The organism is Micromonospora sp. NPDC005203, assembly GCF_042872705.1.
In the GTDB taxonomy this organism is placed as follows: domain Bacteria; phylum Actinomycetota; class Actinomycetes; order Mycobacteriales; family Micromonosporaceae; genus Micromonospora.
Map to the genome: position 1 here is coordinate 343,191 of NZ_JBIAKV010000002.1, position 22,773 is coordinate 365,963.

At 71.5% G+C, this 22,773-nt stretch carries 23 protein-coding genes and 1 pseudogene; 11 read left to right on the top strand and 13 right to left on the bottom strand.

All coding sequences use genetic code 11. From position 1 onward, the window contains the following. Positions 1–3: 3 nt before the first annotated feature. Positions 4–912: an ABC transporter ATP-binding protein gene (locus ACFYPM_RS06840; protein ID WP_387192010.1), complete on the bottom strand. Its 909-nt coding sequence runs from the start codon at positions 910–912 to the stop codon at positions 4–6. A gap of 197 nt (positions 913–1,109) precedes the next feature. Here ACFYPM_RS06840 and ACFYPM_RS06845 point away from each other — a divergent pair, with 197 nt between their 5' ends. Further along, positions 1,110–1,901 carry an EI24 domain-containing protein gene (locus ACFYPM_RS06845; RefSeq protein ID WP_387192012.1) on the top strand — a complete coding sequence of 264 codons (792 nt, stop codon included), beginning with the start codon at positions 1,110–1,112 and terminating at the stop codon, positions 1,899–1,901. A 1-nt stretch (position 1,902) separates the two neighbouring features. Next, the gene (locus tag ACFYPM_RS06850; RefSeq protein WP_387192014.1) at positions 1,903–2,418 is read left to right on the top strand and encodes an O-acetyl-ADP-ribose deacetylase; all 516 of its coding nucleotides are present in this window, start codon (positions 1,903–1,905) and stop codon (positions 2,416–2,418) included. A gap of 118 nt (positions 2,419–2,536) precedes the next feature. Here the strand turns inward: ACFYPM_RS06850 and ACFYPM_RS06855 are convergent, their stop codons facing one another. From ACFYPM_RS06855 to ACFYPM_RS06870, 4 genes are all read right to left on the bottom strand, one after another. After that, positions 2,537–3,433, bottom strand: coding sequence for a GNAT family N-acetyltransferase (locus ACFYPM_RS06855; protein ID WP_387192016.1), 897 nt, complete (start codon positions 3,431–3,433; stop codon positions 2,537–2,539). Between the two features lies 1 nt (position 3,434). Next, on the bottom strand, positions 3,435–3,848 hold the full coding sequence (locus ACFYPM_RS06860) for a RidA family protein (protein WP_387192018.1): 414 nt from the start codon (positions 3,846–3,848) through the stop codon (positions 3,435–3,437). 64 nt (positions 3,849–3,912) lie between these two features. Next, positions 3,913–4,920 (bottom strand): LacI family DNA-binding transcriptional regulator, encoded by a 1,008-nt coding sequence (locus tag ACFYPM_RS06865; RefSeq protein ID WP_357370458.1) that lies wholly within the window; start codon positions 4,918–4,920, stop codon positions 3,913–3,915. Between the two features lie 199 nt (positions 4,921–5,119). Next, positions 5,120–5,878 (bottom strand): maleylpyruvate isomerase family mycothiol-dependent enzyme, encoded by a 759-nt coding sequence (locus ACFYPM_RS06870; protein ID WP_387192020.1) that lies wholly within the window; start codon positions 5,876–5,878, stop codon positions 5,120–5,122. 69 nt (positions 5,879–5,947) lie between these two features. Between ACFYPM_RS06870 and ACFYPM_RS06875 the strand changes: the two genes are divergently transcribed. After that, the gene (locus ACFYPM_RS06875) at positions 5,948–7,030 is read left to right on the top strand and encodes a UDP-N-acetylmuramate dehydrogenase (RefSeq protein ID WP_387192022.1); all 1,083 of its coding nucleotides are present in this window, start codon (positions 5,948–5,950) and stop codon (positions 7,028–7,030) included. 181 nt (positions 7,031–7,211) lie between these two features. Here ACFYPM_RS06875 and ACFYPM_RS06880 read toward each other — a convergent pair whose 3' ends face one another. Together ACFYPM_RS06880 and ACFYPM_RS06885 are read right to left on the bottom strand one after the other, a co-directional pair. Next, positions 7,212–8,012, bottom strand: a complete 801-nt coding sequence (locus ACFYPM_RS06880; RefSeq protein WP_387192024.1) for a class I SAM-dependent methyltransferase — start codon at positions 8,010–8,012, stop codon at positions 7,212–7,214. A gap of 61 nt (positions 8,013–8,073) precedes the next feature. Beyond that, a complete protein-coding gene (locus ACFYPM_RS06885; RefSeq protein ID WP_387192026.1) occupies positions 8,074–8,835 on the bottom strand; it encodes an SDR family oxidoreductase in 762 nt (253 codons plus the stop codon). Between the two features lie 205 nt (positions 8,836–9,040). Here ACFYPM_RS06885 and mshA point away from each other — a divergent pair, with 205 nt between their 5' ends. Together mshA and ACFYPM_RS06895 are read left to right on the top strand one after the other, a co-directional pair. Beyond that, positions 9,041–10,405: a D-inositol-3-phosphate glycosyltransferase gene (gene mshA, locus ACFYPM_RS06890; RefSeq protein WP_387192028.1), complete on the top strand. Its 1,365-nt coding sequence runs from the start codon at positions 9,041–9,043 to the stop codon at positions 10,403–10,405. Positions 10,406–10,462: 57 nt separating this feature from the next. Beyond that, positions 10,463–10,978 carry a YbjN domain-containing protein gene (locus ACFYPM_RS06895; RefSeq protein ID WP_387192030.1) on the top strand — a complete coding sequence of 172 codons (516 nt, stop codon included), beginning with the start codon at positions 10,463–10,465 and terminating at the stop codon, positions 10,976–10,978. Positions 10,979–11,355: 377 nt separating this feature from the next. Here ACFYPM_RS06895 and ACFYPM_RS06900 read toward each other — a convergent pair whose 3' ends face one another. Next, positions 11,356–12,300 (bottom strand): hypothetical protein, encoded by a 945-nt coding sequence (locus ACFYPM_RS06900; protein ID WP_387193457.1) that lies wholly within the window; start codon positions 12,298–12,300, stop codon positions 11,356–11,358. On the opposite strand from ACFYPM_RS06900, the pseudogene ACFYPM_RS06905 reads away from it, so the two are divergent. Next, positions 12,200–12,568, top strand: a pseudogene (locus ACFYPM_RS06905) (hypothetical protein); the annotation flags it as partial. The gene ACFYPM_RS06900 and the pseudogene ACFYPM_RS06905 sit on opposite strands and share 101 nt — an antisense overlap. A gap of 373 nt (positions 12,569–12,941) precedes the next feature. Here the strand turns inward: ACFYPM_RS06905 and ACFYPM_RS06910 are convergent. Beyond that, positions 12,942–14,216 (bottom strand): MFS transporter, encoded by a 1,275-nt coding sequence (locus tag ACFYPM_RS06910; RefSeq protein WP_387192032.1) that lies wholly within the window; start codon positions 14,214–14,216, stop codon positions 12,942–12,944. Positions 14,217–14,290: 74 nt separating this feature from the next. Continuing rightward, positions 14,291–15,574: an MDR family MFS transporter gene (locus ACFYPM_RS06915; protein ID WP_387192034.1), complete on the bottom strand. Its 1,284-nt coding sequence runs from the start codon at positions 15,572–15,574 to the stop codon at positions 14,291–14,293. A gap of 152 nt (positions 15,575–15,726) precedes the next feature. Here ACFYPM_RS06915 and ACFYPM_RS06920 point away from each other — a divergent pair, with 152 nt between their 5' ends. Continuing rightward, positions 15,727–16,494, top strand: coding sequence for a phosphoglyceromutase (locus tag ACFYPM_RS06920; RefSeq protein WP_387192036.1), 768 nt, complete (start codon positions 15,727–15,729; stop codon positions 16,492–16,494). Between the two features lie 49 nt (positions 16,495–16,543). Here ACFYPM_RS06920 and phoU read toward each other — a convergent pair whose 3' ends face one another. Beyond that, the gene (gene phoU / locus ACFYPM_RS06925) at positions 16,544–17,197 is read right to left on the bottom strand and encodes a phosphate signaling complex protein PhoU (RefSeq protein WP_357253836.1); all 654 of its coding nucleotides are present in this window, start codon (positions 17,195–17,197) and stop codon (positions 16,544–16,546) included. A 204-nt stretch (positions 17,198–17,401) separates the two neighbouring features. Between phoU and ACFYPM_RS06930 the strand changes: the two genes are divergently transcribed. Next, a complete protein-coding gene (locus tag ACFYPM_RS06930; RefSeq protein ID WP_387192038.1) occupies positions 17,402–18,685 on the top strand; it encodes a sensor histidine kinase in 1,284 nt (427 codons plus the stop codon). A 22-nt stretch (positions 18,686–18,707) separates the two neighbouring features. Further along, positions 18,708–19,391 carry a response regulator gene (locus ACFYPM_RS06935; RefSeq protein ID WP_387192039.1) on the top strand — a complete coding sequence of 228 codons (684 nt, stop codon included), beginning with the start codon at positions 18,708–18,710 and terminating at the stop codon, positions 19,389–19,391. A gap of 61 nt (positions 19,392–19,452) precedes the next feature. Here the strand turns inward: ACFYPM_RS06935 and ACFYPM_RS06940 are convergent, their stop codons facing one another. Next, positions 19,453–20,106, bottom strand: a complete 654-nt coding sequence (locus ACFYPM_RS06940; protein ID WP_387192041.1) for an NADPH-dependent F420 reductase — start codon at positions 20,104–20,106, stop codon at positions 19,453–19,455. 213 nt (positions 20,107–20,319) lie between these two features. Between ACFYPM_RS06940 and ACFYPM_RS06945 the strand changes: the two genes are divergently transcribed. Next, the gene (locus ACFYPM_RS06945; protein WP_387192043.1) at positions 20,320–20,898 is read left to right on the top strand and encodes a TetR/AcrR family transcriptional regulator; all 579 of its coding nucleotides are present in this window, start codon (positions 20,320–20,322) and stop codon (positions 20,896–20,898) included. Positions 20,899–20,919: 21 nt separating this feature from the next. Here the strand turns inward: ACFYPM_RS06945 and ACFYPM_RS06950 are convergent, their stop codons facing one another. Beyond that, a complete protein-coding gene (locus ACFYPM_RS06950) occupies positions 20,920–21,717 on the bottom strand; it encodes a hypothetical protein (protein ID WP_387193370.1) in 798 nt (265 codons plus the stop codon). An 80-nt stretch (positions 21,718–21,797) separates the two neighbouring features. On the opposite strand from ACFYPM_RS06950, the gene ACFYPM_RS06955 reads away from it, so the two are divergent. Then, complete coding sequence (locus tag ACFYPM_RS06955) at positions 21,798–22,742, top strand: Ppx/GppA phosphatase family protein (RefSeq protein ID WP_387192045.1); 945 nt, start codon at positions 21,798–21,800, stop codon at positions 22,740–22,742. The last annotated feature ends 31 nt before the right edge of the window (positions 22,743–22,773 follow it).

Consider the following 22,773-nt stretch of genomic DNA (forward strand, 5'->3'; position numbering starts at 1 on the left):
TTCTCAGTTGGTGGACCGGTGCCCGGTCAGCTCCACGAAGGCGTCGTCCAGGGTGGACCGCTCCAACCGCAGGTCCGCGGCGGCGATCTGGTGACGGGCGAGCACCGAGGTGACCGCGTGCAGCAACTCCCCGGTGCCGGTCACCACCACCTGGCTGCCGGTGCGCTGCACGGCGGAGACCTCGGGCAGGTCGGTGAGGAGCCGGTCGTCGACCGGGACCGACGGCCGGAACCGGATCCGCTGCTCCGGCGCCACCGTCGACACCAGGCCCGCCGGGCTGTCCAGCGCGACGACCCGGCCCCGGTCGATCACCGCGACCCGGTCGCAGAGCCGCTCGGCCTCCTCCATGAAGTGGGTGACCAGCACGATCGTCACCCCACTGTCGCGGACCTGTTCGATGAGGCCCCAGGTGTCCCGGCGGGCCTGCGGGTCCAGCCCGGTGGTCAGCTCGTCGAGGATGGCGATCTCCGGATTGCCCACCAGGGCCAGCGCGATGGAGAGGCGCTGCTTCTGACCACCGGAGAGCTTCTTGTACGCGGTGTCCCGCTTCTCGCCGAGACCCAGCTTGTCGATCAGAACGGAAGGGTCGGCCGGGTTGCGATAGAACGACGCGTACAACTCCAGTGCCTCCGCCACCCGCAGCCGGTCCGGCAGCTGACTCTCCTGGAGTTGCACCCCGACCCGCTGGCGTAGCTGGGCCGCGTCCCGGCGAGGGTCGAGCCCGAGGACCGACACCTCGCCCCCGTCCGGGACACGCAGCCCGGCGACACATTCCACGGTGGTGGTCTTGCCGGCGCCGTTCGGGCCGAGCACGCCGAAGATCTCCCCGGGCTCCACCGCGAACGACACGTCCTCCACGGCCACCAGATCGCCGTACCGCTTCCTCAGGTGGGTCACCTCGATGACCGACATCGTGCCGCCTCCCGCCGCTGGCCTCGTACCCCTCAAGGGTCGTCGGGGTGACCCGGCGGCGAATCGACCGGTCGGCGATGATCGCCGGTGGCCCCGGTTGATCGCTGCCGTCCGTCAACCGGTTGATGCCTGCGGTGCGGGTCGCTGCTAGCGCGCTGCCCGGCGGATTCGATCACCGCTCGCTAGGCTGCTCGATCGTGGATGTCAGCAGAGTCGCCAGCCCGGTCACCGGGGTCGTCGGACGCTTCCTCGCCGGAGCGGGGCTGCTGCTGCGCGGGCTCGGCCTCTACGTGCGCAGCCCGGGGCTGATGCTGCTCGGCGTCGTGCCGGCGTTGATCTCCGGCGCGCTGTTCCTGGCCGCGCTCGGCACCCTGGTGTACTTCGTGGACGACCTCGCCGCGCTTGTCACCCCGTTCGCCGACGACTGGTCGACCACGTCCCGCAGCCTGGTCCGGGTGATCGCCGGGCTGGCCTTCCTGGGCGTCGGCGGCCTGCTCGGAGTGCTCACCTTCACCGCGGTGACCCTGGTCATCGGCGACCCCTTCTACGAGAAGATCTCCGAGCGGGTCGAGCAGCGGTACGGCGGCACGCCCGGCGCGGTGGAGGTGCCGTTCTGGTCGTCGCTGCGCCGCAGCCTCGCCGACTCGGTACGGCTGGTGGCGCTCACGGTGCTGGTGGGAATTCCGCTGTTCCTCGCCGGCTTCATTCCGGTGATCGGTCAGACTGTCGTCCCGGTCGTCGGGGCGGCGGTGGGCGGGTGGTTCCTCGCCGTGGAGCTGGTGGGTGCGCCGTTCTACCGACGCGGGATGCGGCTGCCGCAACGCCGGACGATCCTGAAGGCCGACCGGGCCACCTCGCTCGGCTTCGGGGTGGCGGTCTTCCTCTGCTTCCTCATCCCACTCGGCGCGGTGCTGGTCATGCCGGCGGCGGTGGCCGGTGCCACCCTACTGGCCCGCCGCTCGATGGGCCAGTCGATCGAGAAGGACTGACATGGAGATCGCCCTGGTCGAGGGGGACATCACCACCCAGCGGGTGGACGGCATCGTGAACGCCGCCAACTCGTCGCTGCTCGGGGGCGGAGGAGTCGACGGTGCGATCCACCGGCGCGGTGGACCGGCCATCCTGGCCGAGTGCCGGGCGCTGCGGGCGTCCCACTACGGCAGGGGCCTGCGCACCGGTCAGGCGGTGGCGACGACCGCCGGAGAGCTACCGGCTCGCTGGGTGATCCACACCGTCGGCCCGGTCTGGTCGGCGAGCGAGGATCGGTCGGCGTTGCTGCGCGACTGTTACGCCAACAGCCTGCGGGTGGCCGACGAGTTGGCCGCGTCGACGGTGGCGTTCCCGCTGATTTCCGCCGGCAGCTACGGCTGGCCGATCGACGACGCGGTCCGGCAGGCGCTGTCGGTACTGCGCTCGGCCACGCCGGTCGCCGTCACCGAGGCACGCCTGGTGCTCTTCGGCGCCGACACCCACGCTGTCGCCCGCCAGGTCTTCGACACCGCCTGACGTCGGTCCCAGCCACCGCTCCCGCCTCGATCAAGGGATGGGAAGAAGGTCTCCGAGGCGGTTCTGACCTACTTTTCATCACCTGATCACCTTGCCCCGATGAGGTCGGCCCGATTGGTCAGGTCAGGTTGGCCAGGCAGGACCACTGGGATGCCACCGGCCGGTAGCCGAGCCGGGCGTTGATCGCCAACATCGGCGCGTTGGCCTCGTCGTTCGAGGTGTACGCGACGCGTACGCCGTTGGCGGCGGCTCGGTGCAGCGCCGCCGTCTTGGTCAGCCGGGCCAGCCCACGCCCCCGGTACGCGGGGACGGAGCCCGTGTAGTCCGACCACATCCGGTCCCCGTCCCGCTTCACGAGGCTGAAGGCGACCACTTCACCGGCTACCTCGGCGGCGGTGCTGGCCGTCTTGTCCAGCCCGAGGTTGTCCCACACGTCGTACTGCCAACTCTCGTAGCTCTTCGCGTCGACCGGCACGTCGCTCGGTTCGTCGACGGCCGAGGCCACATCCGCCACGTACAGCAGGTGCGGGTCCACCTCGGCGATCGGGCGCAGCCGTACGCCCGGGGGCGGCTCGGGCAGCGCCGGCGCCGGATTCAGGTCGAGCGCCGAGTAGCGCACCTCACGGCTGGGCTCGTAGCCGTGTCGACTGGCGAACGGCAGCGCGTCCGGCAGTGCCATGGCACGTACCCGGCGGACTCCCAACGGGCGGAGGTAATCGCTCGCGGCGGTCAGCAACGCCGTCCCGATGCCCCGCCGCCGGTGCTCCGGGTGCACGTGCAGCAGGTTGATGCCACCCACGTTCGCCGTCGAGGTCGTCCCGATGCGTTCGGCGGACACCCAACCGACCACCCGCGCGTCGACCTCGGCCACGAAGGCGGTCCAGTCCTCCTCGGGCGGCGGCTCGGCGATCATCTTCCGGGTCGACTCGACTCCGCGCACCAGGTACGGGAAGACCGTCGCCCGCAGGGCCACCACGGCCGGGGCGTCGTCCGGCGTTGCCACCCGGATCCGCATGTCAGGCCCCTGTCCGTACGGCGGCGACAGCCTCGACCTCGACGAGCTGGTCGGGATAGCCGAGCACCGTGACACCGAGCAGGGTGCTGGGTGGGTCATGGTCGCCGAAGAAGTCCCGCACCACCTCCCAGGCGCTCACCAGGTCGGCCTGCCGGGAGGACGCCACGTACACCGTGGTCTTGACGACGTCGGTGGGGGTGGCACCGGCCGCCGCGAGGGCGGTTTCCAGGTTCGCCATCACCTGCCGGGCCTGCGCGGCGTGATCGCCCGGCGCGACGGTACGTCCCTCGGCGTCGAGCGGGCAGGCGCCGGCGGTGAAGACCAGTCGCGCGGTTGGTTCGACGGTGGCCGCGTAGGCGTATTCGGCAACGTCGGAGAGTGCGGGGACGTGCAGCAGCGCGACATGATCCGGCATGGCGGCGAGACTAACCATGATCGCCCGCCGCAGCGAGGTATTAACTGGCAGCGGGTGCGACTGGTCAGGCGGAGGCGCGGCGGATCAGTTCGGTGGGGAGCATGACCGACTGTTCGATCGTTTCGCCGGCAGCGAGGCGGAGTAGTTGCTGGGTCATCCGCCGGCCGAGTTCCACGATCGGCTGCCGGACGGTGGTCAGCGGTGGCTCGGTGTAGGCGGCGGTTTCGATGTCGTCGAAGCCGATGACCGCGACGTCCTCCGGCACGCGCCGGCCGGCTTCGCGCAGCGTCCGCAGGGCGGCGTGCGCCATCAGGTCGGAGGCGGCGAAGACACCGTCCAGGTCGGGGTGCTCGGTGAGCAGCCGGTGCATCGCCGCCGACCCGGACTCCCTGGTGAAGTCGCCGACGGCGACCAACTCGGGCAGCCCCGCGTCGTGGACCGCGCTGCGGTAACCGGTGAGTCGTTCGATTCCGGCGATCATGTCCTGCGGGCCGGCGATGGTGGCGATCCGCCGCCGACCGCTGGCGACAAGGTGTCGGACGGCTGCGGTCACCCCGCCCACGTGGTCGACGTCGACGTACGGCACGGGCCCGTCGCCGAGCGGCCGGCCGCTGACCACGACCGGGATGCCGAGCCGGGCAAGTGTGCCGGGCAGCGGGTCGGCACCGTGCAGCGAGGCGAAGAGCACCCCGTCGACGTGCCGGCCGGTGGTGTACCGCTCGACCCGGTGGTGTCCGGCCGGCGAGCCGGCGAGCATCAGCACCAGTTGCTTGTCGGCGGCCTCCAACTCCTGGCTGACGCCACGGATGATGCCGGGGAAGACCTGGTCGTCGGAGAAGACCCGGGTGGCCGCCTCCGGCATGACCAGGGCGATCGAGTCGGTGCGTTGGGTGACCAGGCTGCGGGCGGCGAGGTTCGGCACGTAGCCCAGCTCGGCGACCGCCCGGGTGACCGCCTCCCGGATCGGCTCGGCGACGGTGGTGGAGCCGTTGACCACACGGGACACGGTGGCCCGGGACACCCCGGCCCGCGCCGCCACCGCTTCGAGCGTCGGCCGTTGCACCGTCGTCATCGCGCCTTCCTCACGCTCGTCACCGCCCGTGCCGGGTGCTCAACGCCGGCACGTGACCTTCAGTGTGCGCCGCTGGGTCACGACAGCGTGACCGGCGCTTCCCACCCTGTCAAGAGAGCGCTCTCTCGCCTTCCTGGGGTTGGCCCCGGAACAGGCGAGGGCGCCACCCGTCGGGGTGACGCCCTCGTCGATCCAAAAATCACTTGGCCCGCAGGCCGTCCAGCAGGGCGCGGTCGCCAGCCACGTCAAGCGTCTCGAAGCTCACCCGACCCCAGAGCGCCAGCAGCAGGTCGCTCGCCGTGCCGCTGACCTGCGCCCGCGCGTGATGATCGTCGTGGTCGAGAATGGTCGCCGTGTCGAGCAACGCCACCCCCTCGCCGCGCAGCCGCAAATACCACTCCTGAGCCGCGTCGGTCGCGGTGAGCTGCACCACCCCGCGCCAGTCGCCCGGCGTCCGCCGCCGACCCGCCGGCAGCCAGGTGTCCAGCACCTCACTCACCCCGTCGGCCGCGAGCTTCGCCTCCACCGGCTCGCCGGCCGCGATGGCGAGCTGGGCGTCCCAACGGTGCACAGCCGTCTCGTGCGCCATCCGGCGCGGCCAGAAGCCGGCCTTCTTCGGCTGCGGAGCCCAGTTCCACGCCGGCGCCTCCGGGTCGAGCCCGTCGAAGACCGTCATCAGCCGGTCGTACCCCTGCTGCCACAGCTGCAGTGGGAGCACCCCCGGGGCCGCCTCAAGCGGTTCCCGACGGGCCGGCTGAGTGGTCTGGCCGGCGCCGGCGAACGACGAAACCCACTGGTAGATGCCCGCGAGGTGCAGTGTGAGGTCGCCGACCGTCCAGCCCGGACAGGACAGGACCGGTGTCTCCGGCGGCGCCTCGGCCACCGCCGCCGCGAACGCGGGACCCTCCGTTCGGAGCGCCCCGACCCAGAAATCCTTGCTGCCCTGCAGTCTGCTCATCGCCATCCTCCCGGGGGTGCCGGACGACCAGTGGGTGCCACGGCTATCGGTCAGCCTAAGGTGAAGGGCGTGCCAGACGCCTCCGCCCAGCCGACAACCGAAGCTGATCGTGCCATCCCTGGTCCACTGGCCAGCTACACCACTCTACGAATGGGTGGGGCGGCCCAGCGGATCGTGGTCGCCGACAGTGCCGACGAGATCATTCGCGCCGTCCGCGCCGCGGACGAGCCGGTCTTGGTCCTGGCCGGTGGCAGCAACGTGGTGATCGGCGACTCCGGCTTCCCCGGCACCGTCGTGCTGGTGCGCTCCCGTGGGCTGCGCGTCATCGGCGAGGACGCCGGATCGGTCACCGTACGGGTCGACGCCGGCGAGCCGTGGGACGACCTGGTCGCCGCCACGGTGGCCAACGGCTGGGCCGGGTTGGAGTGCCTCTCCGGCATCCCCGGCTCGACCGGCGCCACCCCGATCCAGAACGTCGGCGCGTACGGCCAGGAGGTCGCCGAGACGATCAGCGGCGTCGAGGTGTACGACCGGGCCGAGGGCACCCGCCACAGCATCCCCGCCGCCGACTGCGGGTTCGCCTACCGGGGCAGCATCTTCAAGTACCGGGACCGGTGGGTGGTTCTCTCCGTCGACTTCCGGCTCACCCGGTCCCCACTCTCCGGCCCGGTGCGCTACGCCGAGCTGGCTCGTGCGCTCGGTGTCGAGGTGGGTGACCAGGTGCCGTTGGCCGACGCCCGCGCGGCGGTGCTCCGGTTGCGCGCGGGCAAGGGCATGGTGCTCGACGCCACCGACCCGGACACTCGCTCGGTCGGCTCCTTCTTCACCAACCCGGTGCTGGACCAGGCGACGTACGAGCTGCTCCTGGAGCGCGCCGCCGAGCTGGGCGACCCGCCGGCCTGGCCGGGAGCCGACGGCCTGGTCAAGGTGAGCGCGGCCTGGCTGATCGACAAGGCCGGCTTCACCAGGGGCCACCCCGGCGAGGGCGGAGTGTCGATCTCCAGCAAGCACACGCTGGCCCTGACCAACCACAGCGGCGCAGCCAGCACCGGTGACCTGCTCGCCCTGGCCCGCGACATCCGTGACACGGTGCACGACCGCTTCGGCGTGACCCTCCACCCCGAACCGGTCCTCATCAACTGCGCCCTCTAACCCCCACCCCCACCCAACCCAACCCCACCCCACCCCCACCCCCACCCCACCCCACCCCACCCCACCCCACCCCCACGCGATCTTGCAGTTTCTGTCGGGGCATAAGGGGCTCAAAAGGGCAATTCGGCGACAGAAAGTGCAAGATCGATGAGGGCGGGCGGGGGGACGGGCGGGGCACGGCTTAGGGGAGGGGCCAGGGGAGGGGCCAGGGGAGGGTTACCTCGCCCTGCCGCCAGCGGGTGGGGCCGCCCAGGACGGGCCAGCCGGTCTCGCGGAGACGGGTCACCGCTCTCCGCCAGCGTTGGCGGGGGCCGAAGGTGGCGTACGGGGCGGCGGCCTGCCAGGCGTCGTCCAGGGCGCGGATCAGATCGTGCACCGGCTCCCCGGGAACGTTGCGGTGGATCAGCGCCTTCGGCAGCCGCTCGGCCAACTCGGCGGGGCTGCCCAGCGTGGTGAGCTTCGCGGCCAGGGTCAGCGTCCGAGGGCCGTCGGCGTCGACCAGCAGCCAACTGGCGAGCCGACCCAACTCGTCGCAGGTGCCCTCGACAAGCACCCCACCCGGGGCGAGCGCGGCGGTCATCGTCCGCCAGGCGTCCGGGACCTCGCTCTCGTCGTACTGTCGCAGCACGTTGAACGCGCGGACCAGCACCGGCCGGAGCCCGGCCAACTCGAACCCACCCCGAGCGAACGTCAGCCCGGGTGGGTCGGCGGCCGGGGCCGCGGCCGCCACCCGGGCCGCGTCAATCTCCAACCCGACCAGCCGTACGTCCGGACGGACCCCGGCCGCCAGTCGAGCGCGCAACTCCACCGCGGTCACCGGGGTGGCGCCGTAGCCGAGGTCGACCACCAGGGGGTCCTCCGCCGCCAGGAGCCGGTCGGCGCAGGTGGCGACGATCCAGTTGTCCACCCGACGGAGTCGGTTCGGGTTCGTCGTCCCGCGGGTGACCACGCCGAGCGGCCGGCGCCGCGCCACAGGGCTCATGTCAACCTCAAGGCCAGTCTCCGTTCGCGACCGCGGGGCTCAAGAGCCGGCTCACCACTCGTTAGACCCGGTGCACCTTGTGCTGGGCCGCCTGTGCCCGGGGCCGGACCACCAGCCGGTCGATGTTGACGTGCTCGGGGCGGGTGGCGCACCAGGCGATGCAGTCGGCGACGTCCTCGGCGACGAGCGGCCCCGGCACCCCGGCGTAGACGGCGGCCGCCCGTTCCGCGTCGCCCTCGAAGCGGACCAGCCCGAACTCGTCGGTCTTCACCATGCCCGGGTCGATCTCGATCACCCTCAGCGGTCGGCCGCACAGCTCCAGGCGGAGCGTGCCGGCGATCGCGGTCTGCGCGTGCTTCGCGGCGGTGTAGCCGCCCCCGCCCTCGTAGACGGTCAGGCCGGCGGTGGAGGAGACCACCACGATGGTGCCGGAGCCGGACGCCTCCAGGGCCGGCAGCAGCGCCTGGGTGACCCGCAGGGTGCCGAGCACGTTGACGTCGTACATCCACTGCCAGTCGGCGACCGAGCCGGACTCCACCGGGTCCAGCCCGCGCGCTCCGCCGGCGTTGTTCACGAGCAGGGTGATTGGCCCGGGTGCCTGGGCGGCGGCCTCGGCCAGCCCGGCCACCGACTCGTCCGAGGTGATGTCGCAGGTCACTGCGGTGGCCTGCCCACCAGCGGCGGTGATCTCGGCGACCAGCTCGGCGAGCCGCTCGGCGCGGCGGGCGGCGGCGAGTACGTGGAAGCCTTCGGCGGCGAGCCGGCGGGCGGTGGCCGCACCGATCCCGCTGGACGCTCCGGTGACGATGGCGACTGAGGTCATCCCGACATTGTCACCCCGGGCGTACGACCCGCCCCGACCGGGCGTACGGCGGGCGCGGGTGGGCGTCGGGTGATGAGGTCCGTCACGCCGAGGGGCCGCGCCGGGGAATTTCCGAAGCCCGATGGGGAAGATGACATCCGGCGTACAGGTTGACCGAGAAGCGCCGGTCGTGCGAGACGGCATCAACCGTGACAAAGGAGCGGATGTGGCGGAAATGCACACCGGTGTCGGGCGTCAGCGAGGTGCCCAACCGTGGCCCCGGCCTCGCCGCATCGCCACCCTGTCGGTCCACACCTCCCCCCTGCACCAGCCCGGCACGGGTGACGCCGGCGGAATGAACGTCTACATCCTCGAAGTCGCCCGGCGTCTCGCCGAGGCCAACGTGGAGGTGGAGATCTTCACCCGGGCCACCTCCGGCGACCTCCCCCCGGTGGTCGAGATGGCGCCCGGCGTGCAGGTCCGGCACATCACCTCCGGCCCCCTGGAGGGCCTCACCAAGGAAGAGCTGCCCGGCCAGCTCTGCGCGTTCACCGCCGGGGTGCTGCGCGCCGAGGCGTCCCGCCCACCCGGGCACTACGACCTGATCCACTCCCACTACTGGCTCTCCGGCCAGGTGGGCTGGCTGGCCAAGGAACGCTGGGGCGTGCCGCTGGTGCACACCGCGCACACCCTCGCGAAGGTCAAGAACGCCCAGCTCGCAGCCGGTGACCGGCCCGAGCCCAAGGCCCGGGTGATCGGCGAGGAGCAGGTCGTCGCCGAGGCGGACCGGCTGGTCGCCAACACCAGGGTCGAGGCCAGCGACCTCCTCACCCGCTACGACGCCGACCCGGACCGGGTCACCGTGGTGCAGCCGGGTGTCGACCTGGGTCGGTTCCGGCCCGCGCCGGGCAACCGGCCCGTGGCCACCCGCGAGGCTCGCCGCCGGCTGGGGCTGCCGTCCGACGGGTACGTCGTCGCCTTCGTCGGTCGGATCCAGCCGCTCAAAGCCCCCGACGTGCTGATCCGCGTGATCGCCGCGCTGCGCGAACGCGACCCGGCGCTGGCCGACCAGGTGACAGTGGTGATCTGCGGCGGACCCAGCGGCAGCGGGCTGGATCGGCCTACCGCGCTCATCGAACTGGCCAGCACCCTCGGTGTCACCGACGGGGTGCGGTTCCTGCCGCCGCTCACCGGAGACGACCTCCCGGCCCTGTACCGGGCGGCGGATCTGGTCGCGGTGCCATCCCACAACGAATCGTTCGGGCTGGTCGCCCTGGAGGCACAGGCCTGCGGTACGCCGGTGCTGGCCGCCGCCGTCGGAGGACTGGTCACCGCCGTGCGGGATCAGGTCAGCGGCGTACTGATCGACGGCCACGACCCGGTCGACTGGGCCAGGGCGCTGGGCCGCCTACTGCCGGACCGAGCCCTCCGGGCGGCCCTCGGCCGAGGAGCCGAGCAGCACGCCCGGCACTTCTCCTGGGACCGTACGGTCGCCGGTCTGCTCGGCGTCTACGGCGAGGCCATCGCCGCGCACCGCGCCCGGCTCGCGGCCGACCTGGCGGCCGACCCGGCGCTCTCCTGCTCCTGGTGACCGAGGGGCGAAGCCGTCAACGGGTGCGCCGGGCGGGTCGGTCGTAGAGTGGGTCCGGTGAGCCCGAAGAGCGATCTTGCGACCCTGATCGAGTCGGTCTGCGCCGAGCGGGAGCTGGCCTGGGAGTCGACCGGCCCCGACTCGTACGCGGTGACCCTGCCGGGCACGCACAAACTCAAGACGGTCTGCAACCTGATCATCGGGGAGCACGCACTGCGGGTCGAGGCGTTCGTGATGCGCCAACCGGACGAGCGCCGCGAGGAGCTGTGGGCCTGGCTGTTGCAGCGCAACGCCCGGATGTACGGCGTCTCCTTCTCCACCGATGCCGTCGGCGACGTGTACCTGACCGGGCGGGTCAACCCGGCCGGCGTGGACGCCGACGAGTTGGACCGGCTGCTCGGCTCCGTGCTCACGTACGCCGACGAGTCGTTCGACACGATGTTGGAGATCGGCTTCGGCAGTTCGATCCGCCGCGAGTACGAGTGGCGGGTCAAGCGCGGCGAGTCGACCGCCAATCTGGCCGCTTTCGCCCACCTCTTCGAGCCCTCCGGCTCCGGCCCCGACGCAGCCTGACCACCCCGCGCCCCGCGCTCCGCGCCCCGCACCCCGCGCCCCGCGCCCCGCGCCCCGCGCCCCGCGCCCCGCGCCCCGCGCTCCGCGCTCCGCGCCCCGCGCCCGCGCCCAGCGCCCCGCGCCCGCGCCCAGCGCCCCGCGCCCGCGCCCCGCGCCCCGCGCCCCGCACCCCGCACCCCGCGCTCCCCAAGATCGCACTCGAACCAGGAAGTAGTGGCCTCACCTCGCCCCGATGCCACCCGATCCTGGATCGAGCACGATCATGGCGAGTCGTCGGTGGTTCGGACTGCTCCTGACGGGTATGCCGCTCCGCGCGGTGCGGCGAGGGACCCCCGCGCGCCGAGGACGGAGTGTCAAGGAGCGGAGCGTCCCATGGCTCAGCGGAACAGCTCAGGTCGCGGCGCGACTGCGACCAGGACGAAGCGACAGGCCGGCAACCAGACGCCGGGTACCCCGGGAGTCTCCGAGTCGGAGATCTCCCGGATGCGGGTGGACGACATCCGGGGGCAACTGCGCAAACGCGGGGTCTCCGGGATCTCCGCGCTGCGTAAGCCCGACCTGGTGAAACAGTTGGTGCGCTCGATGCGGGCCGGCGCAGGTCGGAGCAGCACCGGCCCGACGGGCCGGGCCACCGGCACCCGGGCGTCGGCGGGTCGTGCCGCCGCTACGAAGAAGTCGGCGGCCAGACCGGCATCGAGCCGCGGGAAGGCCGCACCGGCGAACAAGAGCGCTCCCGCGAAGCGGGCCGCCGCAACGAAGGCGACCGTCACGCGGAAGTCGACGGCGGCGGCGAAGAGGGCGCCGGCGAAGACGTCCGCCGCCGCAACGAAGGCCACCGCCGCGAAGCGGACCACAGCGGCCTCGTCGACGGCCGCCCGCAAGACCACGGCGGCCCGCAAGACCACGGCGGCCCGCAAGACCACGGCGGCCCGCAAGACCACGGCGGCCCGCAAGACCACGGCGGCCCGTAAGACCACGGCCGCCCGCAAGACAGCGACGGCGCGTACGGCACCCGCGCGGAAGGCGCCGGCGAAGAAGGCACCGGCCCGTCCGGCGGCGAAGCGCACGGCACCGGCCAACAGCGCGGCGGCCAAGCGCACGACAGCGAAGCGCACGGCACCGGCCAACAGCACGACAGCGAAGCGCACGGCACCGGCCAAGAGCACGTCGGCGAAGCGCACGCTGACGCCGTCGACCGGTGGCGGGACGACGGCCGGTGGGATCCGGACCGGACGGGGCACCGGGCGCTCGGTCAGCAGCTCCCAGGTGATCTCGTCGGTGATGGACCGGCCGGAGCGGCCGGGGCGCAGTTTGATCACCACGAATCACGAGGTGATCCAGCGGTGGGCCCGGGAGCGTGGGGCCAAGCCGGCAACCATCGCGGGCACCGAGCGCGACGGTCGGGCGGGCGTGCTGACCTTCAACATCCCCGGTTACCGGGAAAGTAGCCGAATTCGCGAGATCACCTGGGATGAGTGGTTCCATACCTTTGATCTGCGCCGACTGAACCTTATCTATCAGGAACAGTTGCGCAGCGGTCGGCAGAGCAGCTTCTTCCGGACCGAGTCACCCGATCGGGAGGACGGTTGAGGCGTTTGCGGGAATGGCTGACGGGTATGCGGCTGTTGCCAGAGATCGAGGCCCGAGCAGCGGATACTCGTCAGTTGTGACCGGCGAGACAGGCGTTCTGGGTTGAATCCAGAATCCGGGCGAACTAACTTTATTGCACCGCGCCACGCTTGGAAACGTTCGGGGGAGCGGCGGATCGATCAGATCCGCGCACCAGGCGAGGCGCGAGGGGACGGGTGGATTTACCGTTGGGGGACGGTGGTCCACCTGTTTGGACCGGCGGCCGAGCGGGCGATGCTTACGGGGGTGAGTGTTTGCCCGCCGCCGCCGGCCCCACCGGCGGGCGCCCATCACGACCTCAGGGTCGAGGTGGGCGCTTTGCCGTGTTGAGGGCTCATGCGGTGGGCACCCGGTCGGCGGACGATGTCTGCTCCCGCCGTAGCGCGGCGACGTGCCGTTCCCGGGATGGTCCGGCGACCAGGTGCCCGACCGCCGCTGCCATGCCCAGCCCACCCACGAGCAGCCAGTGCCGGTCGCCGAGGTGTTGCAGGCTCACCCCGCCGAGGGTGGGAGCGACGAACGCCGCCGCCGGGAACGTCAGGTAGAACACTGCCTGATATCGGGCACGGAGCTGCGGCGGTGCCAGGTCGGCATTGATCTGCGCGTTGGGCGGGGCGGCGAGCATCGAACCGATCGTCCAGACCGCCGCGGCACCCAGGTAGACGGCCAGTTCGTCGGCGACGACGAGCGCCCCGAAGCCGAGCGCGAGCAGCGCGGTGGACGCGGCCAGTACGACGTCCTTCCGGTGTCGGTCGATCAGCCGTGGCACGAACAGTTGCCCGATCACGATCAGCGCGCCGCCGAGCGCCACCACCAGCCCGTACGCCGAGGGACCCAGACCGTCCGCGCGCATGGCCAGCGGCATGATCGTGGACGTCTGCATGGTGAGGACGGCCAGCACGAAGGTGAGCCCGACGAAGATCAGGAAGGTGCGGTCGGTGAGCGCGGTGTGCAGCCCCTGCCGACGGGGCCGGACCGACGCGCGGGTGGCCGGCGCAGGGTCGGCAGGCGGGGCGGCCAGTCGCAGGGTCTCCGGCACCTTCCAGGCGATCACGGCGGCCGCCGTCAGGGTGGCACCGGCGTCGACGAGGAACAGCGCCGTGAAGCTCGCCTCGGCCAGCACCCCGGCGAGCAGCGAGGCGACCGCCATGCCCAGGTTGAACGCCCAGAACTGGAGGTTGAACGCGCGGGAGCGGCGCGCGGCGGGCACCACGTCGACGATGGCCGCGACGAACGCCGGACTGGGCATCGAGTGGACCACGCCGACGAGCGCGGAGAGCACCGCGATCAGCAGCAGGTGCTGGCTGAAGGCGAGCGCCACCATCAGGGCGGCCGTGCTCAGGTGCGCGGCGAGCAGGGTCGCCCGGCGGCCCCAGCGATCGGCGAGGACGCCACCGAGCAGCACGCCGGCCGCACCACCGGCCCCGTACGCGCCGACCACGGTGCCGGCCAGCCCGATGCTCGCTCCGCGTACGTCGGTGAGGTAGAGCGAGAGGAACAGCATGGCGAATGCGCCGGCCCGGTTGATCAGCAGTCCGGCCCAGAGGTACCAGAAGGTGGCGGGAAGCCCGCCCGCGGTGTCGTGCCACCAGCGCCGCAGGGCGTGCACCCGACCTCCATACAGTTCGCTTTCTTAACTGTCCGAGTGCAGGGTAGGAAATCGGGCCGTCCCGGCGCCAATCGTCAGGCGGCTGCCTCGGCGGGTTGCGGCGTCCGGCTGGTGTCGACAGGTGCCAGTGCCTCGCCGGATCGGCGCAGTGCGGCGGCGCGCCGCTCCCGTGCCGGTCCCGACACCAGGTGGGCCACGGCGGTCAGGACGCCGAGCGCGGCGCAGCCGTACCAGAGCGCGTCGTTGCCGACGTGCTCGCGCACCAGGCCGCCGAGGATCGGCGCGCTGGCCCCGGCGATCTGCCAGGACAGGGAGAAGACGCCCTGGTAGCGGCCGCGTAGCTCGGCCGGGGAGAGTTCGGCGATGAGCGTGGAGTTGGACGGTGAGTTGAGCATCTCGCCGACCGTCCAGATCAGCACGGTCAGCCCGTAGAACCAGGGGGTGCCGGCGAACGCGGTCAGCCCGAAACCGACGCCCATCACCACGGACGCCAGCGCGAGCACGTGGGAGCGGCTCCGACCCCGGATCAACCGGGGCACGAAGAGTTGGCCGACCACGATGAGGACCCCGTTGAGCGCGATCACCGAGCCGTAGGTGGCCGGGCTCAGGCCGTCGTCGCCCATGGCGATCGGCAGCATCGAGATGTGCTGGAGGAAGACCAGCGCGGCGAACAGGTTGAGAGCCACGAAGCCGAGGTAGACGCGGTCGGTGAGGATCGTGCGCAGGGCGCCGCGCGGGGCGCTCGCCGCGGCGGTGGCGGCGATACCGGACCGCCGGGTCTCCGGCACCCGGGTAAAGATGATCAGCGCGGTGATCAGCATGGTGCCGGCGTCGACCACGAAGAGCAGCAGGTAGTCGGCCTGCGCGGCGAGGCCGGCGAGGACGGCGGCGCAGGCGAAGCCCAGGTTGATCGCCCAGTAGTTGAGCGAGAAGGCGCGCAGCCGGTCCTTCGCCGGCACCACGTCGATCATCATGGCCCCGAACGCGGGCCGGGCCGCCTCGGCGAACATGCCGAGCAGCAGGGCGCCCAGCGCCACCGCCCAGAGGTCCCGGGCCAGGCCGAGGCCGAGCATCATCACGGCCGCGCCCACGTGGGCGGTGAGCAGTGTCGGCCGGCGACCCCACCGGTCCGCGAGGGTGCCGCCGGCGGTGGTGCCGAACGCGCCGCCGACGCCCCACAGGCCGATCACCAGGCCGGCCTGAGAGGCCGAGAAGCCGCGTTCCTGGGTGAGGTAGATGGCGAGGAAGACGAGGACGAACGAGCCGAGCCGGTTGATCAGGGTGCCCGACCACAGGTACCAGAAGGTGGTGGGCAGGCCTCCGGTGGTGTCCCGGAACCAGCTCCGCATCGTCCGCATATGGCGCCCCGCTTGCAAGTAATGACCGATGTGACTGTCGCGCCTTACAACCCTAGCGGCGGGCGCAGTCGCTGGTCATCCGCATATTCACGTGGTGGTCGTCACGACGGCTGCCCGCGTGTCCCCTCGGCGGTTGAGGCAGGATGATCCGCATGACTGCGAGCGAAGGGCCCACCGTCGGGACGCTGGTCCTGCTGCGACACGGTGAGAGCGACTGGAATGCCAAGAACCTCTTCACCGGCTGGGTGGACGTCGACCTGACCGAGAAGGGCGAGCGCGAGGCGAGGCGCGGCGGCGAGCTGATGCGCGAGCACAGCCTGCTGCCGGACGTCGTGCACACCAGCGTGATGCGCCGTGCGATCCGCACCGCCGAGCTGGCGCTCAACGCCGCCGACCGGCACTGGATCGCGGTGCGCCGGTCGTGGCGGCTCAACGAGCGCCACTACGGCGCACTGCAGGGCAAGGACAAGAAGCAGACCCTCGACGAGTACGGCGAGGAGCAGTTCATGCTCTGGCGCCGGTCGTACGACACGCCGCCGCCGCCGATCGACGACAACGACGAGTGGTCGCAGGTGGGTGACCCCCGCTACGCGCTGCTGCCGACCGAGCTGATGCCGCGTACCGAGTGCCTCAAGGACGTCGTCGAGCGGATGCTGCCCTACTGGTACGACTCGATCGTGCCGGACATCCTGGCCGGCCGGACGGTGCTGGTGGCCGCGCACGGCAACTCGCTGCGCGCCCTGGTCAAGCACCTCGACCAGATCTCCGACGAGGCGATCGCCAAGCTGAACATCCCGACCGGCATCCCGCTGCGCTACGACCTCGACCCGCAGTTGCGCCCACTCACCCTGGGCGGCACCTACCTCGACCCGACGGCAGCGAAGGAAGCCGCCGCCGCGGTCGCGAACCAGGGCCGCTGAGCCGACGACGAAGGTCCCCGGGACTCCGGGGACCTTCGTCGCGCCTGGTTCAGCTCGCGGAGGGCCCGCTCTGCCCGGTGATCAGGTAGATCACGTGCTCGCCGGCGTTGACCGCGTGGTCGGCGAAGCGCTCGTAGAAGCGGCCCAGCAGGGTGGCGTCGATCGCGGTCTCCACCCCGTACGGCCAGTCGTCGCCGAGCAGCACCGCGAACAGGTTCTTGTGCAGCTCGTCCATGGCGTCGTCGTCGCGGTCCAGTTCGCCGGCCAGGTCGGCGTCGGGCTTCGCCAGCACCGAGCCGATCTTCACAGCCATCCGGTCGGCAATCTCGGACATCTCGGTGAAAACCGTCCGCAGCTCAGCCGGGACTGCGGGGGAGGGGTGCCGGCGCAGCGCGGTCTTGGCCACGTGCTCGGCGAGGTCGCCCATCCGCTCCAGATCAGCGGCCACGTGCAGCGCGGTGATCATCGCCCGGAGGTCGGAGGCGACCGGTGCCTGTCGGGCCAGCAGGTCACAGACCCGCTCCTCGACGTGTCGGTAGAGGTCGTCGATCTCGCCGTCCCGCTCGATGACCGTCTCGGCGGCCTGCCGGTCGGCGGTGAGCAGGGCCCGGGTGGCCTGGCGCATGGCGGCGCGGACGCCCTCCGCCATGTCCACCAGCAGTTGGCTGACGATCTGGAGGTCGGCCCGGAACTCGTCGCGCATCATCACGTCCTGTGGTCGGTCGCCGCCGGCGGGTGCCGGCGCAGGGGGTTGAGCAGGTGCGACGCCAACGGTATGGGGCGCGGGCGGACCTCGGATGAATCACGGTGAACGACGCCGGACGCGGAAGTGAACACTTCTGAAAGTGAGGGTGGTTCGTCCCGTTCTGTGTGGTAGCCAGGTTAACAATGACCCTACGATCGCCGGGTGGAGTGGACGGTGGCGGTCGTGGTGGCCGTGGCACTGGTGGCCGGACTGGTCGCCGGTCTCCTGCTGCCCCGGTTCCTGCCCTCGCGGGACGGTCGCTCCACGTCGACGGGGAGTGCCAACTCCCGCTCAAGCAGGGGGAGGCCCGCGATAGCCGACGAGCAGCAGGCCGGGCTCGGCCGCCGGACGATCGACTCACTCCGGGCCGGTGTCGTGGTACTGGACAACGACGACGTCCCTGTGTTGATCAACCCGGCCGCCCGCGCGATGGGGCTCCTGCGTACCGGCAGCACCCCCGGCTCGATCGCCGCGCACCCGCTGATCCGTACTCTTGCCGGCCAGGTGCGACGCACCGGGGTGCGACGCGAGATCGAACTCGACCTGCCCCGGGGTCGCGACAGCGCGGGGGAGAACCCGCTCGGCGTGCACCTGCGGGCGATGGGTCTCGGCAACGGCTTCATCGCGGTGGAAGCGGTCGACGTGACCGAGTCGCACCGGCTGACCCGCGTACGGCGCGACTTCGTGGCCAATGTGAGTCACGAGTTGAAGACTCCGATCGGGGCGCTCCAACTGCTCGCCGAAGCGTTGCTCGATGCCACCGAGCCGGCCGACGCGGCGGCGCCCGATCTCTCCGAGGACCTGGTGGCCGCGCGCCGGTTCGCCGAGCGGATCCAGCACGAGTCGACCCGGCTGGGTCGGCTGGTGCAGGAGTTGCTGGAGTTGACCCGGTTGCAGGGCGCCGAACCGCAACCGCCACCCGAGCCGGTCGCGCTGGACTGGGTGATCGCCGAGGTGGTCGACCGGACCCGCACCACGGCTTCCGCCCGGGGTGTCGAGGTGACAGTCGACGGTCAGCGGGGCCTCACCGTGTACGGCAGCGACTCCCAACTCGCCACGGCGGTGGCGAATCTGGTGGAGAACGCCATCAACTACTCGGGTGAGGACACAGTGGTGCGGGTCACCCTCCGCGGCGACGACGAGCACGTCGAGATCGCCGTCGCCGACCAGGGCATCGGGATAGCCCCCACCGACGTGGACCGGATCTTCGAGCGGTTCTACCGGGCCGACCAGGCCCGTTCGCGGGCCACCGGCGGCACCGGACTCGGCCTGGCAATCGTGAAACACATCGCGAGCAACCATGGCGGACGGGTCGAGGTGTCGAGCACTCTTGGTGGTGGATCGACGTTCACCCTCCGGCTGCCCGCCAGCCCACCGGACGACCTGCTGGCGACACTGCCGCCGGTTGGGATCGAGTCCGGTCCGGCTGGGCTACGGCAGGTCTGACAGCAATGAAAGGAAATCCCCGTTGAGCCGCGTTCTGGTGGTCGAGGACGAGGAGTCGTTCTCCGACGCCTTGTCGTACATGCTCCGTAAGGAGGGCTTCGAGGTTTCGGTCGCTGCGACCGGCACCGACGCCCTCACCGAGTTCGACCGGACCGGCGCCGACATCGTGCTGCTCGACCTGATGTTGCCCGAGATGTCGGGGACCGAGGTCTGCCGGCAACTGCGGCAGCGGTCCGCCGTGCCGATCATCATGGTCACCGCTCGGGACAGCGAGATCGACAAGGTGGTCGGGCTGGAGATCGGCGCCGACGACTACGTCACCAAGCCGTACTCGCCGCGGGAACTGGTTGCCCGGATCCGGGCGGTCCTGCGCCGGCAGAGCCCGGAGGTGGCCGAGGTGGGGGCGCCGACGCTGGCCGCCGGCCCGGTGCGCATGGACATCGAACGGCATGTGGTGACCGTCGAGGGCGGGACTGTGCAGCTGCCGCTGAAGGAATTCGAGCTGCTGGAACTGCTGCTGCGTAACGCGGGCCGGGTGCTCACCCGCGGCCAGCTCATCGACCGGGTCTGGGGCGCCGACTACGTCGGTGACACCAAGACGTTGGACGTGCACGTCAAGCGGTTGCGTTCCAAGATCGAGCCGGAGCCGTCCGCGCCGCGTTTCATCGTCACCGTCCGGGGCCTGGGCTACAAGTTCGAGCCGTGATCGGCGTACCCGAAGGGGGTCTGCGTTCGACGCAGGCCCCCTTCGGGCTGTTCGCGCTTGGTCAGCGGACGACCTTGAGGTTGAAGATCGCGGTGTCGAGCCGGCCGTAGAGCCGCAACCAGAGTGGCAGCAGCATCTCGGTGCCCCGCGCGGTGGAGAGGTCGCCGAGGTCGATCACGTCGGTGTGCCCGAAGCTGACGAGCAGCCCGGTGACGATCCGCTTGGCCTCGGCGTCGTCACCGGAGACGAAGACGCTGTGCTCGCCGCCGGCTAACTGACGCGGATGCACCATCAGCTCGGCGGTCAGCGTGTTGAGCGACTTGACTACCAAGGCCTGTGGAAACTCGCGCTGAATGCGTTCGGCGAGGGAGTCGGTGTTGTGCACCGACAGGGTGGGCGGGAAGCCCGCACCGAAGTCGAGCGGGTTGGCGATGTCGAGCAGGATCTTGCCGGCCAGGTTCGATGCGCCGGCCGCGGTCAGGGCGGGAAGCGAGCCGTTGCCGTTCGTGGCGTTCACCACCAGCTCGGCGGCGCTGGCGGCTTCGGCCAGGGTGGCCAGGCCGACCTCGGGGTGCTGCGCCACCCAGGCGGCCTGCGCGCCGGCCCGCAGGGCCGCGACGTCGCGGGTGCCGATGGTCACCTGGTGGCCCAGCTCCGCCGTGCGAGCGGCGATCGCCTGCCCGACCGAGCCGGTTCCGAGAACTGCGATACGCATGTCGATCGATCCTCCGTCGGTATGCCGAGTGAACTCCTGCCGAGTGCCAGCAGGCTAACAGACAGGTCTGTCTACTGCTGCCCCCTTGAGCAGCGTGGTGCGCATCACGGCCACGTGCCGGGGCGGGGGCGAGGCGGGGGATGACGCGGTGGGATGTGCAGACGGAACTGTCGGTAGGATCTGTGCCGCCACCAGCAGATCGAGGGAGTGTCGATGCCCGCGCCCCGCACCCCGGCCGGCACGGCCCGGGACCGGATCCTGGACACCGCGTTCCGGCTGTTCTATGCGCACGGGCCGCGCGGCGTCGGCGTGGACACGGTGATCGCCGAGTCCGGCGTGGCGAAAGCGACGCTCTACAAGCACTTCCCGCGCAAGGACGATCTCGTGCTGGCGTACCTCGATCGGGTTGACCAGGCGTGGTTCGGCGCGCTGCGGGCGGCGGCCCGGGACGCCGGCGACGCGCCGCGCGACCAGTTGGTCGGGATGTTCGACGCGCTGGTCGGCGCCTGTCGCCGGGATGGTTACCACGGCTGCGCGTTCATCAACACCGCCGCCGAGTCACCTGCCGGCGGGCCGGTGCATGCCCGGACGGTCGAGCACAAGACGGTGGTCCGTGCCTGGGTGACCGAGCTGGCCCGGCAGTCCGGCGCCGCCGAACCGGAACTGCTCGCCCGGCAGCTCACCCTGTTGCTCGACGGCGGGCTCGCGAGCGGTGTGCTGGACGGCGACCCGGCGATCGCCGAGGCGGCTCGGCGCAGCGCCCGCACCCTGGTCGACGACGCCCTACGCTGACCGGATTGCTACCAGGATCCGCTAGAGCTGGTCGGCGGGGTGCGGGGCGACCATGCCCTGCTTCGTCCGGGCCGCGCACAGCTCGGCCAGCCGCTCGTACGCCGCAGCGCCGATCAGTGCGGCCAACTCCGGGGCGTACGACAGGTACATCGGCTCGGTGCCGACGTGCGCGTCCGTCGAGGAGGTGCACCACCAGTCCAGGTCGTGCCCACCGGCGCCCCAACCGCGCCGGTCGAACTCGGACAGGGTGGAGACCAGCACCTTGGAGTTGTCCGGCCGCTTGACCCAGTCCTGATCGCGGCGGATCGGTAGCTGCCAGCAGACGTCCGGCTTGTATTCCAACGGGTGCACCCCGTCGCGCAACGCCTGGCCGTGCAGGGCGCAGCCCCCACCGCCGACGAAGTCGGCGTCGTTGAGGAACACGCAGGGGCCGTCGGCGCCCTGGGTGGCGGTGCGGCGGGCCGGGTTCTTGCCGTCGATGGTGTCCTCGTCGGTCCAGTTCTTGAAACCGCGCCGGAAGTGCTGCCAGGTCGCCGGGGTGAGCCGCTTGACGGCGTTGCGAACCCGCTTCTCGTCGTCCGAGTCGGTGAAGAACGCCCCGTGCGAGCAGCAGCCGTCGGCGGCCCGCCCGGCGATGATGCCGTGGCAGCCCTTGCCGAAGATGCAGGTCCAGCGGGAGAGCAGCCAGGTCAGGTCGGCGCGGATCAGGTGCGTCTCGTCAGCCGGATCGGTGAACTCGATCCACTCCCGCGGGAAGTCCAGTGCCACCTCGCGGCTGCGCGGGTCGCCTGGGTCGTCCACCAGCACACGGAGCTCCATCGTCACCCGGCCCAGCGTACGCGCGGTGTGCGGCGCGGGCCGGCGAGCCGCGCAAACGTGTTGCACCTAGGGTCTTCACCATGCGACTGGGTGTTCTCGACGTTGGATCCAACACGGTGCACCTCTTGGTGGTGGACGCGCACCACGGCGCGCACCCGTGGCCGGCGCACTCCGAGAAGGTGGTGCTCCGGCTGGCCGAGCAGATCGGCCCCGACGGCGCGCTGACCGAGGCGGGTGCCGATGGCCTGGTCAAGGCCGTGGGCATGGCCAAGGCGGCGGCCACCGGCCTGGCGGCCGACGACCTGATCGCCTTCGCCACGTCCGCGGTGCGCGACGCCACCAACGCGGCCGAGGTGCTGACCCGGGTCCGGGACCAGACCGGCGTACGCCTGGCGGTGCTCTCCGGGGCGGACGAGGCGCGGTCGACGTTCCTGGCCGTACGGCGGTGGTTCGGCTGGTCGGCGGGCCGGCTGCTGGTGCTCGACATCGGCGGCGGCTCGCTGGAGATCGCCGCCGGCATCGACGAGGAACCGGACGTCGCGGTCTCGCTGCCGCTCGGGGCCGGGCGGCTGACCCGCGAGCGGCTGCGGGTCGATCCGGCCAGTGCGGCCCCGCCGTCGGCGGAGGCCGTCGAGAAGCTCCGGGAGTACGTGGACGGCCGGCTGGACAAGGTCGTCGACCAGATCAGCCAGGTGGGCTGGGACCGGACGGTAGCCACCTCGAAGACGTTCCGCACCCTGGCCCGACTCGCCGGGGCCGCGCCCTCCGGTGCCGGCCTCTGGGCGCGACGCAGCCTGACCCGGGCGGGCCTGCGGCAGGTCATCGGCTTCATCCGGCACATCCCACCGGCGCAGTTGATGGAGCTGGAGGGGGTCAGCTCGGGTCGGGCCCACCAGTTGCTGGCCGGTGCCGTGGTCGCCGAGGCGGTGATGCGCCGCCTGGATCTGGACTCGCTCGACATCTGCCCGTGGGCGTTGCGCGAGGGCGTCATCCTCCGTCGACTCGATCAACTCGAACCGATCTGACCCGGCGGCCGGTTTCGGCCGATTTGCCGGC